General features: G+C 54.0%; 12 protein-coding genes. All 12 read left to right on the forward strand.

Annotation, left to right across the window (positions count from 1 at the left end):
• Nucleotides 1–131 precede the first annotated feature (131 nt).
• The 12 genes from QWY74_RS12390 (at nucleotide 132) to QWY74_RS12445 (ending at nucleotide 16,236) form a co-directional block, all read left to right on the forward strand.
• Complete coding sequence (locus QWY74_RS12390; RefSeq protein WP_264826849.1) at nucleotides 132–485, forward strand: four helix bundle protein; 354 nt, start codon at nucleotides 132–134, stop codon at nucleotides 483–485.
• An 89-nt stretch (nucleotides 486–574) separates the two neighbouring features.
• Nucleotides 575–2,491, forward strand: a complete 1,917-nt coding sequence (gene cysN, locus QWY74_RS12395) for a sulfate adenylyltransferase subunit CysN (RefSeq protein ID WP_264826850.1) — start codon at nucleotides 575–577, stop codon at nucleotides 2,489–2,491.
• Nucleotides 2,492–2,598: 107 nt separating this feature from the next.
• Entirely contained in the window at nucleotides 2,599–3,006 is a 408-nt protein-coding gene (locus tag QWY74_RS12400) for an RT0821/Lpp0805 family surface protein (protein ID WP_264826851.1), read from the forward strand.
• Nucleotides 3,003–4,781 (forward strand): polysaccharide biosynthesis/export family protein, encoded by a 1,779-nt coding sequence (locus tag QWY74_RS12405; RefSeq protein WP_264826853.1) that lies wholly within the window; start codon nucleotides 3,003–3,005, stop codon nucleotides 4,779–4,781. Before QWY74_RS12400 ends, QWY74_RS12405 begins: the two co-directional genes overlap by 4 nt.
• 63 nt (nucleotides 4,782–4,844) lie before the next feature.
• Complete coding sequence (locus QWY74_RS12410; RefSeq protein WP_264826854.1) at nucleotides 4,845–5,660, forward strand: ABC transporter permease; 816 nt, start codon at nucleotides 4,845–4,847, stop codon at nucleotides 5,658–5,660.
• 12 nt (nucleotides 5,661–5,672) lie between these two features.
• Complete coding sequence (locus QWY74_RS12415) at nucleotides 5,673–6,602, forward strand: ABC transporter ATP-binding protein (protein ID WP_264826855.1); 930 nt, start codon at nucleotides 5,673–5,675, stop codon at nucleotides 6,600–6,602.
• A gap of 92 nt (nucleotides 6,603–6,694) precedes the next feature.
• Nucleotides 6,695–7,810 (forward strand): KpsE/RkpR family capsule polysaccharide export protein, encoded by a 1,116-nt coding sequence (locus QWY74_RS12420; protein ID WP_264826856.1) that lies wholly within the window; start codon nucleotides 6,695–6,697, stop codon nucleotides 7,808–7,810.
• Nucleotides 7,811–7,844: 34 nt separating this feature from the next.
• A complete protein-coding gene (locus QWY74_RS12425) occupies nucleotides 7,845–8,345 on the forward strand; it encodes a hypothetical protein (RefSeq protein WP_264826857.1) in 501 nt (166 codons plus the stop codon).
• A 38-nt stretch (nucleotides 8,346–8,383) separates the two neighbouring features.
• Nucleotides 8,384–9,514, forward strand: a complete 1,131-nt coding sequence (gene wecB / locus QWY74_RS12430) for a non-hydrolyzing UDP-N-acetylglucosamine 2-epimerase (RefSeq protein WP_320109335.1) — start codon at nucleotides 8,384–8,386, stop codon at nucleotides 9,512–9,514.
• 209 nt (nucleotides 9,515–9,723) lie between these two features.
• Nucleotides 9,724–11,004: a UDP-N-acetyl-D-mannosamine dehydrogenase gene (gene wecC / locus QWY74_RS12435; RefSeq protein ID WP_264826859.1), complete on the forward strand. Its 1,281-nt coding sequence runs from the start codon at nucleotides 9,724–9,726 to the stop codon at nucleotides 11,002–11,004.
• 119 nt (nucleotides 11,005–11,123) lie between these two features.
• Nucleotides 11,124–14,966, forward strand: a complete 3,843-nt coding sequence (locus QWY74_RS12440) for a glycosyltransferase (protein WP_264826861.1) — start codon at nucleotides 11,124–11,126, stop codon at nucleotides 14,964–14,966.
• A 34-nt stretch (nucleotides 14,967–15,000) separates the two neighbouring features.
• A complete protein-coding gene (locus QWY74_RS12445) occupies nucleotides 15,001–16,236 on the forward strand; it encodes a DUF6395 domain-containing protein (protein ID WP_264826862.1) in 1,236 nt (411 codons plus the stop codon).
• Nucleotides 16,237–16,305 lie beyond the last annotated feature (69 nt).

A 16,305-nucleotide genomic window follows, 5' to 3' on the forward strand; every position in this document is an offset into this window, starting at 1 on the left:
AAACCTGAAAAGTATGCTGCTGGGTTTGGGGTTAGGTTTTCGAAGCTCGTTTCTCGCATCTCGTAGCTGGGGTTAGGGGTTCGAAGCTCGTACCTCGCCGCTCGCAACTGGAGCCCTCGCAAGGAAGTGATATGCGACATGAGCAAATGGAAGTTTGGCAACGTAGCAAGGCGTTGAGTGTCGAGGTGTATCGTGAGGTGGCAGACCTGCGTGACTTTGGCTTCAAAGACCAGATAACACGTTCTGCACTGTCGATTCCCAGCAATATTGCGGAAGGCTTCGAACGTTATACGCGTCAAGAGAAATTTCGCTTTGTTTCCATTGCAAAAGGCTCATGCGGCGAATTTGCCACCCAGGCTCTGATAGGTATTGAAGTGGGTTACGTCTCGGAGCTCGTAGGAAGTCAGTGGCGAACTGAGGCGATGGAAATATCCCGTATGCTTGGCTCGCTTCTCAAAACATTGTCAACTCAGCCCCGGCCCTAATGAACCAACGTGCTGAGAGCACGGTCTGCTCGTAGCTCGTTTCTCGTAGCTCGCAGGCCAGGTGCTGCCACCCGGACGGAGAAAGAATAGTGTCTCACCAATCGAGTCTTATCGCTGACGACATCGAAGCGTATTTGAAAGAACACGAGAACAAGGATCTGCTGCGGTTTATCACCTGCGGTAGTGTGGATGATGGTAAATCGACGCTGATTGGTCGGTTGCTGCATGATTCCAAGATGATCTATGAGGATCAGCTGGCGGCGATTACCCAGGCGTCGAAGACCAGCGGAACCACCGGGGATGAGGTGGATCTGGCGTTGCTGGTGGATGGCTTGCAGTCCGAGCGGGAGCAGGGCATCACCATCGACGTGGCGTATCGCTTCTTCTCCACCGAGAAGCGCAAGTTCATCATCGCCGACACGCCGGGGCACGAGCAGTACACCCGCAACATGGCGACGGGCGCGTCCACGGCGAGTCTGGCGGTGATCCTGGTGGATGCGCGTCACGGCGTGCAGACCCAGACCCGCCGCCACAGCTTCATCGCCGATCTGCTGGGCATCCAGCACCTGGTGGTGGCCATCAACAAGATGGACCTGGTCGATTACTCGGAAGAGCGGTACAACGAGATCGTCGAGGAATATCAGCAGGAAGTGGCCAGCAAGCTGAATGCGCCGGACATCCGCTTCGTGCCCATGTCGGCGCTCAAGGGCGACAACGTCGTCAACAAGAGCGAGTCGATGGGGTGGTACGAAGGCCCGGCGATGCTCGACCTGCTCGAGACCGTCGAGGTCCGCCACGACTCCAACCTGCGCGACCTGCGCCTGCCGGTGCAGTACGTCAACCGCCCCAACCTGGACTTTCGCGGCTACTGCGGCACCCTGGCCGCCGGTGTCATCAAGCCGGGGCGGGCCGTGCGCGCACTGCCGTCTGGCAAGACCTCGAAGGTCGAGCGCATCGTCACCTGGGACGGCGACCTGGAAGCGGCTTACCCCGGTCAGGCGATTACCGTGACCCTGGAAGACGAGATCGACATCTCGCGGGGTGACTGGATCGTCGCCGGTGACGCCCAGGTCCCGCTGGCCACCAGCTTCGAGGCCGACATCGTGTGGATGCATGAGAAGGCTTTGGAGCCCGGCAAGCTGTATGACCTTAAGCTCGCCACCCGCGACATGGCCGGCAAGATATCGGCGATCGACTACCAGGTCGACGTCAACACCCTGGAGCAGCGCCATGCCGATCACCTCGACCTCAACGCCATCGCGCGCTGCCAGGTCGAGTTGACCGCGCCGGTGCCGGTGGACGACTATCGCACCAGCCCGGGCACGGGTAACTTCATCATCATCGACCGCCTGACCAACATCACGGTCGGGGTCGGCATGATCCACCAGCCGCTGGAAAGCGAACTGCCCTACGAGTTCCGCGAGCACGACAGCAAGGCCAATGTGGTATGGAACCGCACCAGCGTCACCCAGGCCATGCGCGAGCAGCTCAACGGCCACGAAGGCAAGTGCGTGTGGCTCACCGGCTACTCCGGTTCCGGCAAGTCCACCCTGGCCAACGCCCTGGAAGTCGAGCTGAATCGTCGCGGCTATCACACCATGCTGCTCGACGGTGATAACATCCGCCACGGCCTGTGCAAGGACCTGGACATGGGCGAGGGCGATCGTGCCGAGAACATCCGCCGGGTGGGCGAGGTGGCGCGTCTGTTCGCCGAGGCCGGAGTGATCGTCATCACCGCCTTCATCTCGCCGTTCCGCGCGGGCCGCGAGGAAGTGCGCAACATGTTCGACGAGGGCGACTTCGTTGAGGTGCACGTCGATACACCGCTGGATATCTGCGAACAGCGCGATCCCAAGGGGCTGTATCACAAGGCACGTGAAGGGCGCCTCAAGGACTTCACCGGCATCAACAGCCCCTACGAAGTCCCGGCCAACCCGGACGTGACGGTCAGCACCGAGACCATGAGTCAGCAGGACATCATTGCCCACCTGCTCAAGGCTCTGTAATAAGCTTTGACATGCTCCTGAAAAGACTTCCGGCGGGCTTCTGAGCTATTCTGGTTCAGGTGCCCGTCGGGAGGGCAGCGTCAAGCTGATATCGCAAGGAAACCCCAATGCCACATCAACAACCCGGCCGCAGGCTGCGGCGCAGTGCCTCCGTGCTACTGCTCGCCCTGGCTACAGGCCTGACCGGTTGTGCTGCCCAGCAGGGCTATCAGAACGGCGCCGGCTCAGTGGTCGCCAATAGCCAGGGCACCCCGGTTGGCGACAATCTCAATGGTTTTCTCAGTCAGGCAGCCCCCGGTTCCACCGTGGTGCTGCAGCAGAGCCCCTGGGGCGCCAACGTCGAAGTCATGGCCGATGCTCCTTATTATGCGGCGAGTGGCCGCACCTGCCGCCAACTGCAAGTCAGGCAGCAGCGTGGCCAAATGGAATTTGCCGTCGCCTGCGAGACGGCGGACGGTAACTGGGCCTCGCACCGCTTGGTGACACAAACTCAGGCAGGGAGGATGCCCCGGTGATCGACCGAGAAACCTCGAGAACAGCAAAATCCGGCAAGACGGCACGCCTGAGTGCGCTACTGCTTGCCACAGCCTTGCTGCTGCCTGTCCAGGCCAGTGCTCAGAACTTCGTCACCTCCAGCACCAGTCTCTCGGGCTCCCAGAGCCAGTCGCAATCGGCCCAGAACCGTGGGCAGAGCGGTGGCGGGCAGAGCGGCAGTGTTGAAGCCGGGCCGCGTGCCAACTGGCAGAGCAACAACTATGGCCCGCTCCCCGAAACAGCTCAGCCGTCCAAGACAGAAGTGGATGAGCTGCCTCCCTTCGGTGCCAACCTCTTCGAGGGTGGCTTTCGCGGCACCATGGCGGATGGCCTCAACTCCAGCTACCAGATCAAGCCCGGGGATCAGATCACCCTGCGCGCCTGGGGCGCCGTTGAGATCGACCGCACCATGCCGGTGGATGCCCAGGGCAATATCTTCATCCCCTCGATCGGCCCGATCGCCGTTCAGGGCATGAACAGCCAACAGCTCGACGCCAAAATACGTCAAGCCATCAAGAACGTTTACCCTCAGGATGTTGAGGTCTACACCAACCTTCAGGGCGTGCAGCCGGTGGGCGTCTTCGTCACTGGCTATGTCGAAAATCCCGGCCGTTACGCCGGCACTCCCTCCGACTCGGTGCTGTATTTTCTCGACCAGGCCGGTGGCATTGACCAGGAACTCGGCAGCTATCGCCAGATCCGCGTCGAGCGCAACGGTCGCACCGTGAGCACCATCGACCTCTACGACTTCCTGCTGGAGGGCGATATCCCGCGCCCGCAGTTCAAGGATGGCGATACCATCGTCGTTGAAGAGCGGGGTCCGGCGATCGCCGTGACAGGCGATGTGAAGCGTGAATATCGCTATGAGCTGCAAGGCCAGCAACTCAGCGGCGCCGACGTGAAGCAACTGGCGCGCCTCAACAGTGGGGTCTCCCACGTGCTGTTGCGTGGCGACCGCAGCGATGGCCCCACGGCCGAGTATTTCGCGCTGGACGAGTTCGGCAGTCAGACCGTGCAGAGCGGCGATGAAGTGCTGTTCAGCTCCGACAAGCGCGCCGAAACCATCGTGGTGGAAGTGCAGGGCAGCTATTACGGCCCATCCCGTTATGCGCTGCCACGCGACGCCCACCTGGGTGAGTTGCTGGATGCCATCAGCGTACCCAAGGACATGAGCAGCGTGCGTGATATCTCGATCCTGCGCGACAGCGTGGCCGAGCAGCAGGAAGCCGCCCTGGAGAAGAGCCTGCGCCGCCTGCAGACCACCTATCTGGGTTACCCGGCACGTACCGCCGAGGAAGGGCAGATCCAGGTGCGGCAGTCCGAACTGATCGAGCGCTTCGTCGAGGAAGCCGAGGAAGTCGAGCCGACCGGCCAGCTGGTCGTCGCCCGCGGCAACGGCAATATCGCCAATGTACGCCTGCAAGACGGTGATGTGATCAACATCCCCGAGACCAACGACGCCATCCTTCTCAGCGGCGAGGTCACCATGCCTCAGGCTGTGGTCTACACGCCGGGCATGTCCGTCGAGGACTACATTGAGCAGGCTGGCGGCTTCACGCCGCGCGCCGATGGCGACAAAGTCCTGGTGGCACACCGCAACGGTGCCGTGGTCCCGGCTGATGAAGCCCGCCTGCGCGCCGGCGATGAAATCATCGTGCTGCCGGCCGCACCGACCAGCAACATCGAGCTCGGCAAGTCGATCACGCAGATCCTCTACCAGATCGCCGTGGCCACCAAGGTCGCGCTGGATATCTGATGGTGCATGATCAATCAGACGGTCACCAGACCGTCTGATTCCTTGCTAGCAGGTTTAATACTCATGTTTCAAATATTCTCTCGCGGGCCGCATGGTACCGAGCGTTCACCGTGGCAAGTCACGCGCAGCGTCTGGTATGCCATGTTCATGCGCGAAGCCATCTCGCGCACCATGACCGACCGCATGGGCTGGTTCTGGATGATTGCCGAGCCCATGATATTCACCTTGATCATGGTGGGAATTCGCGGCTTCATCAGAGGAGACCGGTTGATTGTGGGAGCCGAGTTTATCCCGTGGATGATCGTAGGCCTGATGGGTTTTTTTGTTGTGCGAGAAGGCATGACACGTGGACTTGGTGCGATCGAGGCTAATCAGGCGCTATTTGCCTACCGCCAGGTACAGCCGGTGGATTCGGTGCTGGTGCGTAACTTCCTCGAGGTGATGCTGCGTACCTTGATCTTCCTGCTGTTTATTGTCGGTGCCATGATGCTGGGCATGGACCTCACCCCGGATAAGGCGCTATATGCCATGTGGGACTGGTTCGCCCTCTGGTGTCTGGGATTAGGGCTGGGGTTGGTCGTCTCGGTAGCCGGTAGCCTTGTGCCGGAAGTTGGCAAGATTGTTCGCATGATCAATATGCCTTTGCTGATCCTCTCCGGCGTTATCTTTCCCTTGAACAACCTGCCGCATTGGCTGCTCGAATATGTGATGTACAACCCCATTTTGCATGGGCTCGAGCTTTTGCGAGCTAGCTTCTTCGAGGGTTACAAGGTCGTCCACGGTACGAGTGCGCTTTATTACTGGTGGTGGGCACTTGGCACCATGGCGTTGGGCCTGTTGATGCACATGCGCTTTCGCGATCGTCTCAAGGCCAAGTAATCCGGAATTCCCATGATCGAGATACGCAACCTCTACAAGCGCTATCACAACCACCACGGCAGCCCCTGGGTGCTCAAGGACATCAACCTCTCGTTTCCTCCCGGTGTCAGCGTTGGTCTGGTAGGCCGTAACGGCGCCGGTAAATCAACACTACTGCGTTTGATTGCTGGTATGGACCATCCTGAAAAGGGCAGCATCGAGCGCGGTTGTCGCGTCTCCTGGCCGATTGGCCTGGCGGGTGGGTTTCAGGGCTCGATGACCGGGCGGCAGAACGTCAAGTTCGTGGCGCGCGTGCATGGCGGGCGTAACAAGGAGCAGGAGATCATCGACCGTGTGCAATCCTTTGCTGAAATCGGTGATGCCTTCGATGAGCCCATCAACACCTATTCTTCGGGCATGCGCGCTCGACTCAATTTCGGCCTTTCGTTGGCGTTCGACTTCGATGTCTATTTGTCCGATGAGGCGACTTCGGTAGGCGACCGCTCATTCAAGGCCAAGGCCACCAAGGCCTTCAAGGATAAGGTCGGCCAAGCCAGCTTAATTATGGTCTCCCACGGCGAAAGCATCCTCAAGGATCTCTGTCAGGCTGGCGTTTACCTTCACGATGGACAAGCCACTTGGTACGACGATGTGGAAGGTGCCATCGAGGCCTATCACGCCGACACCGATGGTAACGTTGAAGATCACCCTCTGGGGGCGCCAGTACGTCCCCAGCGCCTTGTCGAACCCGGTTCGCTAGCGCAAGCACGTGAGCAGCTACGACAACGGCGTACCGAATTGGACAACGCTAAGGCCATGTTCGCCGATGCCAAGGAGCAAGCTTTGAAACCGAACCAGCGCAAACACTACGAAGATGCCTTGCGAGAAGCGAAGCAGAATGCCCAGGATGCCAAAGCGAGGTTCGAGGCATTCAAAAAAGATTCAAATGAAGGGGCGCTGTAAAGCAAGGCCCCGCTAGCTGCCATCATGGCACCCTGCGCATTTGCCCAGGCGAATGCGGGTGTATCCACGTTATCAGGTTTGTTATTACCTCTATGGCCTCACAATCTTTTCCCGGTAACAATCGTCTCAAGCATATCTGCAAGACACAGCCGCACTGGTTTCTCGCTGGGTTAGCCATTCTGCTGGTCGCGTTTTACTGGATGTTTTGGGCGGAAGACCGCTACGTATCGCGTGCCACTGTGGTGCTCGAAAGCCCCCAGCTCTCTCAGCCGGATGTAAGCTTTTCGTCGATTCTGACCGGCACTTCCAGCGATACGGACTTGCTACTGCTACGCGAATACCTGCTCTCGGTAGATATGCTCAAGCAAGTGCAGGAAAAGCTCGACTTCCGCCAGCATTACACCGAGCACGGCGATATCTTTGCTCGCTTGGGTAACGCCCAAGCGCCAATCGAAATGTTGCACGAGTATTATCAAGAACGTGTGATCATCGAAATGGACGAATATTCCGGCGTACTGAATGTTGAGGTTCAGGCCTACACGCCGGAATTTGCCCATCAGATGGTGCAGTTATTGCTCGATGCTGGTGAGAATCACATGAACCAGATGGGGCAGCGTCTGGCTGAGGAGCAGGTTACTTTCCTCGAAACGCAGCTGGACCGTCTGAATGAACGCCTAAAAGAGGCCCGTACCAATCTGCTGGAATTCCAGAATAAGGAGGGCCTGGTAGCGCCCGAGCAGACCGTGCAGAGCATCAACCAGGTGGTGGCCACCCTTGAAGGTAACCTGGCGCAGCTCAAAGCCCAGCGACTGGCATTGTCTAGTTATCAAAGTACCCGCTCTGCAGAAATGCAGCGCGTGCAGAGCGAAATCAGCGCTATGCGCGAGCAGATCCAGGAACAGCGTGACCGCCTGGCCCAAGCAACCGGCGAGTCTCTGAATCGTGTCTCTTCCGAATACAAGACACTTGAACTTCAGGCCCAGTTCGCTCAGGAGACATATTCCAGCGCGCTTTCAACGCTCGAAAATACCCGCCTGGAAGCTGCTCGCAAGCTCAAGCAGGTCAGCGTTCTTCAGAGCCCGTTGATGCCGGAGTACCCAACCAAGCCGGATCGGGTTTACAACACTACTGTATTTGCCCTGGTTACTATCTTCCTGGCCTTTATCTTCAGCATGCTGGTGCTGATCATTCGTGATCATCGCGACTAAATTTCACTCAACCTCTCAATAGTGGCGAGTCGATATGTGTTCACTCAGTGCAGAACAGCAGATTAGGGAGTCGTCGTTATTCGATTCCGAATGGTATCAGGCCCGCTATAGTGATGTGCCTGGTGCCGGCATCTCACCCGAGCGCCATTTTCTGAAATATGGCTGGCTGATCGGAAGAGATCCGAGCCCCTGCTTCTCCACAACTGCCTATCTAGCCCGCTATGGCGACGTACGCAGAGCAGGCGTCAACCCGTTAGTGCACTACCTGCGCAACGGCCAGAAAGAAGGTCGCGAGATAACGCCCGTTGCCGATGCGCCGAAGCGGACGGTGGCGAGCAAGCAGAATAGCTCGAGCGAATCCAGCCAGCCGAGCGTCTCGAGTACAAATGACGTAGAAAAAAGCAGCGAGAAAGCAAAAGGACAAGAAAAAGGACAAGAAAAAGGGCGGTTGGCCCGTCAGCTTGAGGACACACAACAACAGCTCGAGCACTATTTCAAGCGTTGCCAGGAATTGGAACTCCAACTTCATTCTTAATGACCGGTAGTACGTAACGAGCTGCCAAGGAAGATGATGTGATTAAAAACCGCAAGATACTCACTGTATTCGGCACTCGCCCGGAGGGCATCAAAATGGCCCCATTGGCGTTGCAGCTAGCCGAAGATAACCGTTTTGAGACCAAAGTATGCGTCACCGCCCAGCACCGCGAGATGCTGGATCAGGTGTTGGAGCTGTTCGAACTTCAGCCGGATTACGACCTGGACATCATGCGCCCCGGTCAGGGGCTGACGGATGTCACCGCCGCCATCCTGAAAGGCATGAAAAATGTGCTGGAGGATTTCCAACCGGACATGGTGCTGGTTCACGGCGACACCGCCACCACCTTTGCCACCACACTGGCCGCTTACTATCAGCAAATACCCGTGGGCCATGTGGAAGCCGGCCTGCGTACCGGCAACCTTTACTCACCCTGGCCGGAAGAAGGCAATCGCAAGCTGACCGGGGCCATCGCCACCATGCACTTCGCGCCGACCAAGACATCTCGGGGCAACCTGCTGGCCGAGGGCATTGATGAAGGTAATGTCCATGTAACGGGCAATACCGTGATCGATGCACTGCTCGAGGTGGTGCGCAAGCTGGATACTGACGCTGAATTGGCACCGGCACAGCGTGAGCGCTTCCCCTTCCTCGATGACGACAAGCGCCTGGTATTGGTCACCGGCCACCGTCGCGAGAGCTTTGGTGGTGGTTTTGAGCGCATCTGCCAGGCCTTGGCGGAAACCGCCAAGGCACACCCTGATACCCAGATCGTTTATCCCGTCCACCTAAACCCCAATGTGCAGGATCCGGTCAATTACTACCTGGGAGAGGTCGACAATGTCCACCTGATAGAACCCCAGGACTACCTGCCGTTCGTGTTCCTGATGAACCGGGCCGATATCATCCTGACCGATTCCGGTGGAATCCAGGAAGAAGCGCCGTCACTGGGTAAGCCCGTACTGGTCATGCGCGACACCACCGAACGGCCGGAAGCCGTGGACGCCGGCACCGTCAAGTTGGTGGGCACTGACGTTGCCACCATCACCGGTGAGCTGACCAGCCTGCTGACCAACGCCGACGCTTATAACGCCATGAGTTACGCGCACAACCCCTACGGCGACGGTAAAGCCTGTCAGCGCATTCGCGATGCACTAGCTGAGGATTGAAGAAGCAAACGGCAAAACGGAGGAAGGAAGGAGGAAGGAAGGAGGAAGAAGGAAGGGACTTTTGCAGCACCATGCCATCTGTTTAGCTTTCTTACCTCTTACCTCTTACCTCTTACCTCTTACCTCTTACCTCTTACCTCTTACTTCGCTTTACCACCTGGATGCTTTTCAGTCCGGTCACCCGAAACAGATAACTCTCGGACAATCTTATGCCCTTCAACACCATTTCAATGATCGGCCTTGGCTACATTGGCTTGCCGACTGCCGCAGTTTTTGCTTCCCGTCGCACCCAGGTAATCGGTGTCGATATCGATCAGGAAGCCGTCGATATCATCAATCGTGGTGAAATCCACATCGTCGAGCCCGAGCTCGACATGGTCGTGCACGCGGCGGTCAAGGAAGGCTATCTACGCGCAACCACCACGCCGGAGCCGGCGGATGCCTATCTGGTGGCGGTGCCCACGCCCTTCCATACAGATGATAATGGCCAGAACCACAAGGCCGACCTCAAGTACATCAAGGCCGCGGCACAGGCACTGGCCCCTCAACTGCAAGCGGGCAACCTGGTCGTGCTCGAGTCCACCAGCCCGGTGGGGGCCACCGAGCAGATGGCTGGCTGGCTGGCCGAAGCGCGTCCGGATCTGACCTTCCCGCAAACCCACGGTGAAGCCTCCGATATCCGCATTGCCCATTGCCCGGAACGGGTACTACCGGGACATGTCATTCGCGAGCTGGTCCAGAATGACCGTGTAATCGGCGGCATGACGCCGAAATGTGCCCAGGTGGCCTGCGAGCTGTATCAGATCGTCGTGGAAGGTGAGTGTGTGCCCACCACGGCCCGGACGGCCGAAATGGCCAAATTGACCGAAAACAGCTTCCGCGACGTCAATATTGCTTTTGCCAATGAACTTTCGACCATTGCGCATGAACTGGAAATCAACGTCTGGGAGTTGATCGAGCTGGCCAACCGCCATCCACGCGTCAACATCCTGTCGCCGGGTGCCGGAGTGGGAGGCCACTGCATCGCCGTGGACCCCTGGTTCATCGTCGATGCCTGCCCGGAGCAGGCCCAACTGATACGCACCGCGCGCGAAGTCAACGATGCCAAGCCCGGCTGGGTGCTCGGCCGGGTCAGCGAGGCGCTGGAAGTACTGCACCGTGAGGCACCGGATGCGCGACGCAAGGACCTGACCGTGGCGTGTCTGGGGGTTGCCTTCAAGCCCGACATCGATGACCTGCGCGAAAGCCCGGCCCTGGGCGTTGTAGAGAAAGTCGTCGCTCTTGGCGGGAACACCCTGGTGGTGGAGCCCAACATCCATGCCTTGCCGCAGGCACTCAACGCCCCCAATGTCCAGCTTGCCGGACTGGATGAAGCCCTGTCCCAGGCGGATGTCGTCTGTGTGCTCGTCAAGCACAAGCCATTCATTCAGCGTGTCGCGGATATCAAGCAGCACAGCAATGTGATCGATGCGGTAGGGCTGTTGGGCTAAAGCTGGCCTGCCAGGCCGAGCCCTGCAATCCAATTAGCGCGCCGCTCAACCGTGGTCAAGCCGGTTCAGGCCATGTTGGAGACTAAGGTGAAAAATGAATCTGCTCGATACTCATTACTATGACTCAAGATAACCTGATCAAGCATGCGCTGGTGCTGGCGGAGTATACACAACAGCACGTGCCTGAACCGATCGAAAAGCGTATTGCCTATGTGGTGAGCCATGGCCAGAGCTATGCCAGCAATGGCTATGCGGTGAGGACTCAAGGCATCGCCAAAGCGCTGAACGAGCAAGGCTTCGAAACCCTGTGCTTCGTTCGTCCCGGGCGCCCATGGGAGATGGGCACAGCCATTGCGCCCGAGATGGAAGTGGAAGGCGTGCGCTACCTGCATAGCGCCTGGCTTGAAGGCAAGCCACCGGCTGATGAAAAAGCGCACCTCGACGCCAGCGTGACGCGTTTTATCGAGCTGTTTCGCGTATATCGCCCATCGGCGGTGATCGCGGGCTCCAACTACATCGTTGGCTTACCGGCCTGGATTGCCGCAAAACGGCTGGGCCTGCCGTTTTACAACGAGGTGCGCGGCTTCTGGGAACTCTCGAAGGACGCACGAGAGCCGGGTTATGCCAACACCGCCGCCTTCAGGGCCGAAACCGAACGCGATAGCTTCGTGGCCAGGCAAGCGGACAAAGTCTTTACCCTTAACCAGCCCATGCAGGACGAACTCAGCCGGCGTGGCGTGGCTTGCGAACGTATCGAAATCATTCCCAACGGGGTAAGCCAGCTCCCCGAGATAAGGCCTGCTAGCGGTGAACTCAAGGCACGCCTGGGCATCAACCAGGCGGACCGCGTCATCGGCTATGTGGGCAGCATCAATGCCTATGAAGGCCTGGAGACCCTGGTCGAAGCCTGCGAGAACCTTGTAGCACAGCAGGGCGAAAACCTTAAACTGCTGCTGGTCGGTGATGATCAACCCCTTACCCGGGTGGCGCATAACACCCATAACGCGGTAGCGGATAAACCCTGGCTGATTCAGGTGGGTCGCATCGCGCATGAGCAAGTGGCGGATTACTACGCACTGATCGATACGATCGTTATCCCCCGCAAGAAGCTACCGGTCTGTGAACTGGTACCGCCCATGAAGGCCGCCGAAGCCCTGGCCTACGGAAAACGGCTGGTAGTCTCTGATGTAGCGCCGCTGGCCGAATATGCCCGAAAACATGACAGTGTGGTGAGCTTCCAGGCCGGTAACGCCGCAAGCCTGTCGACAGCGCTTCAAAGCTCACTGAAACTGCCGGCGCCGATCCCGAGTACCAGCCCTCTTTTCTCGGCGCATAGCGAACTGATGACCAAGGTGCTTCTTGGTGAGGAAGCGAGTAAAAAAGAATCAACTCAGAACTCAGCCAAGCCAGTAGAGCCGGTCAAGCCCGACGCGACGCTGGTGAAAAAAGAAGAAATAAAGCCCACTGTCAATCCGTTTGTTGAGTCGGAAATTGTTGATTACTCCTACGGCGTTAAGCAATATTCGGATCGGTATAAGGTTAGTTCAACATTTCATGATCTTTCTCAGGAAAGCCTGACCTGGAGCTTAGAAATTAACAATACCGAAGAAGTAGATATTTTCTTTGAATTAAAACTGGGTCATGCGGGTTCTTCATCTGTAGCCTTGAAGGAGGCAGTGGCAAAAGTAGAGTTTTATGACTCACTTGGCAAGCTTTTGAAGCCATCTAAGCGAATTCCCAAGAGCCCATCGGTTGGGAGTTATGTTTATCTAAAGTGTAGTGAGAATGGAACAACTAAACTTAGCCTGCCAGTCCCTTATGGTGCTCATCAGCTACGGCTTACAGCTATTAAATGGGGAACAGGCACAGAGGTATATATATCTAATGTAGCGCACCATGCTAATTATAAAAAAGGGGTAAGTGTTGTTATTCCAAGTTATAAAGGTGAAAAAACCATACGGAAGTGCCTAGATAGTTTGGCTGCGCAAAATCTAGAGAAAGCGGATTTTGAAGTTATAGTCATAATGAATGGCGATCCTGACAATACGGTGCAGGTTGTTGAGCGTTTTAAGGATGAGAACCCTGAAATAAATACCTTACTAACAAAGAGCGAAGTGGTAGGAGCCGGGGCAGCACGAAATTATGGGGTCTTTCTTGCAAGTCGTGAATATTTAACATTTGTGGATGACGATGACTTTGTGTCTTCAGGTTTTTTACAGTCCCTCCTTCATTACGCAGATAAGAATAATATCGCTGTTTCAAACATTGAAGATTTTAATGAATCAGGTTTTTTTGGAAGTCAAATTAATCAGCAAATTAAAAGGAATGCAGGAGATAAGCAGGTTAGCTGTTCAGAAATCACGTCAGCTGTAACCTTAAATGCATGCAAACTTATTCCAACGAAATTTGCAAAAGCAGTCAAGTATAATAATTTCCTAAAAAGTGGTGAGGATGTTGACTATTGGACAAGGCTAGTGTGCCTTTTTAATCCTTCCTTTCGCTGTGTTGAAGCTGATGATGATGCTGTTTATTATCGCCGTGTAAGAGGAAATTCAGTTTCCAGGCAAGCGGAGTCATTTGAGTTTAATGTAAAGCAGCGCTTGGAGGTAGTGGCTGAGCTTGAGAAAGTTTCTACAAATAAAGAAAAGAAGAGCTTTGTAAATAGCAAAGTCAATGCTCAGCTCGGTTTTGTTTATAGGTACTTAGGTGGAAACCCTGAAGAATGGGATAGGTTTAAAGACCTTGGGGAAGAGCTTGGGATAAGCTCTGGTGCATTTCAGCATGTTAATTCAAAACAATCAAAAACCCTTGTTATATCTTACTGTTTTCCACCATATATAGATACTGCAGGTATCGTCTGCGCCAAACGCATTGTTGAAAATAATAAGCCCGTCGATGTTGTCTCGAATACCATGAAGGGTATAAGGAAGCGAGACAATAGACTTTGGGATTTGGTGAAGCCTTATGTTGGTGTTTCTTGTGAGGTTGAAGTTAACCCCAGTTTTTCGAACTGGGGTGCAATTGAGAAATTTTGTAAAGAAGCTGTCAGTTTTTTCGAAAAAAATAAAGGAAAATATTCTGAGATCTATAGCCGGTCAATGTGGCCAGGCTCCCATTTTGCAGCAGCACTAATAAAGGTCAGAAACCCAGATCTCAAGTGGGTTGCCGAGTTTTCTGACCCGCTAAGGGTTGACGTAACTGGAAAAGAAAGGCTGGTTACGATGGATAAAGAATGGTTGACCAACAATGGTTTTTTTGAATGGATGAAGGACAAGAGTTTTGATATTCAGTTAACTGATAGTTTGTTTTTTTGGTGTGAAAACCTTCCCTATATGCTTGCTGATGAATTTGTTTTTACAAATGACTCTCAAAAAGAGTATATGCTAGGCATGGTTTCTGATAAAGCTTTAAAGCTACATGTTGATAAAAGCTCTGTCATAGATCCTCATCCCACTCTACCCAGAAAATATTATAGTTATTCTGATTTCCAATATCCTTTGGATAATAGTAAAATCAATTTAGCATATTTTGGTTCATTTTACGTAACACGCGGTATTGGTGATGTGCTAGATGCAATAATTTGCCTGTCACCTGAAAGAAAATCAAAAATCAAATTGCATGTTTTTACCCCGAACAGCCATGATGTTTTGATTGATGATAGCTTGAAAGAAAACATTGTCATGAATGATGTTCTTCCATATTTAGATTTTCTTTCTGCTTCAAACAGTTTTGATTACCTAATAGTTAATGATGCGCAAACAAAAGGTGTTAAATGGATAAACCCCTATTTGCCATCCAAGCTTAGTGATTATATTGGGAGTGAAGCAAAAATTTTCCCAATTTACGAAAAAGGTAGCCATTTACATCGTTTTTCAGAAAGTAATAATATCCTCTATAAAGCCGAGATCGGGAAGAAAGGCGAAATTGTGAATGCGTTAAATCTGTTGTGCGATAGAAGCTAAATGTGATCATACCTAAAAGTGGGAGATAGTAATAGTGAAAGCTATATGGGAGTTTGTGGGAAGTAGTGCCCAACTAGTGTTTTCCCTTGATAGCCATGACTACAAAAATGGTAAAGGGCAAGGGGGGATGAAGGTTGGTTTAAAAAGTAATTACTTTAATATTCAATTACCTGTTGGTAACTATGTTAGGCCTCACCCAGACCTGTTAGCTTTTGCTGCTTTAGTTGCACTGAGACCTTGGATTCATAGTGAGCTGCAAGTTGGTAGCCCAGTTAGCCCCGACTTTGCAAAAATTTGCTGGGAGTTGTTCAGGGTGTCTGTTCACCCAATAGACCCTAAAATCAAAGTTCGGGCTCCAGGGAATAGGCCGCTAATATCATTTAGTGGTGGCGTGGACTCTATTGCAGCCAGTGAAGTGTTTCCTGATCAAGTGCCTTATATTTATTATAAACGTGTTAACCACCCGGATCTTCATAATGAAGCCCCTGATGTCCGGGTGGATGCTATTACAGATGTTGTAGAAAAAGTAAAGAAAGCTGGTAAAAATGTATATATTGTAGAGTCAGATCTCGAACACATTTGCTCTCCATATCCAACATTGCCAGGTTGGTTTTGCATAGGTATTGGGGCTCTTTTATTAGCCGATAGTCTAGATGCAGGATTATTGGTGATGGGAGGAACGTTTGAAACTTATTTTATGGACATGGGAAAGTCTTGGTTTGGTACAAGAGGGAAAGGTCTAGACCCTGTAGCTGAGTTGGTCGGGCTGCCGATCTGCCGACCAATGCTAGGGGTCACAGAAATTGGAACCATGCGGATTGTTCAACAATCAGCCTTTGCTGATATTGCTAGATCTTGTGTGTTAGGCACTAGAGAGGAATCTTGTGGTTTTTGTTCGAAGTGTATCCGTAAAGACCTGATTTCTGCAGTGATAAATGAAGCCCCCCTAGAAGATTCTCGAGTGAATTCATTAAAAGAGGATGTTTCTGGATTTAAAGGGTATCAGGGAAATCCACCTTATTACATGCAAGCACAGTTTGAATATTGTTTGTCGCGACTGAGTTCACTTTCCCCCGCTTTGGATAACCTTTATTCAAGACTGGGAAGGCCAGACAGAAAAGATACTGCATGGATGGATTTTTATTACCATCCAGCCCAAAATATAAGTATACCCGAAGGATGGCGCTCTTATTTGGGGTATACTATAAGTGAAAAAATACCCATGATGCCACAATCATATATTAATGATGTTAAGCGTGTTTCGAGGTAGCTTTTAAGTGCCTGATCTGATATTTTCGAGTATAATCCGCCTCAGGATCACTGACACGGATGGAACCAT

Source organism: Halomonas almeriensis (assembly GCF_030409235.1).
Lineage (GTDB): Bacteria > Pseudomonadota > Gammaproteobacteria > Pseudomonadales > Halomonadaceae > Halomonas > Halomonas almeriensis.

Excerpts from the sequence above, each read along its gene's own strand:
- QWY74_RS12415 (WP_264826855.1), top strand. The coding sequence starts at position 5,673 with ATGATCGAGATACGCAACCTCTACAAGCGCTATCACAACCACCACGGC.
- QWY74_RS12425 (WP_264826857.1), top strand. The coding sequence starts at position 7,845 with ATGTGTTCACTCAGTGCAGAACAGCAGATTAGGGAGTCGTCGTTATTC.
- wecC (WP_264826859.1), top strand. The coding sequence starts at position 9,724 with ATGCCCTTCAACACCATTTCAATGATCGGCCTTGGCTACATTGGCTTG.
- QWY74_RS12400 (WP_264826851.1), top strand. The coding sequence starts at position 2,599 with ATGCCACATCAACAACCCGGCCGCAGGCTGCGGCGCAGTGCCTCCGTG.
- QWY74_RS12390 (WP_264826849.1), top strand. The coding sequence starts at position 132 with ATGCGACATGAGCAAATGGAAGTTTGGCAACGTAGCAAGGCGTTGAGT.
- QWY74_RS12420 (WP_264826856.1), top strand. The coding sequence starts at position 6,695 with ATGGCCTCACAATCTTTTCCCGGTAACAATCGTCTCAAGCATATCTGC.
- QWY74_RS12410 (WP_264826854.1), top strand. The coding sequence starts at position 4,845 with ATGTTTCAAATATTCTCTCGCGGGCCGCATGGTACCGAGCGTTCACCG.
- QWY74_RS12440 (WP_264826861.1), top strand. The coding sequence starts at position 11,124 with ATGACTCAAGATAACCTGATCAAGCATGCGCTGGTGCTGGCGGAGTAT.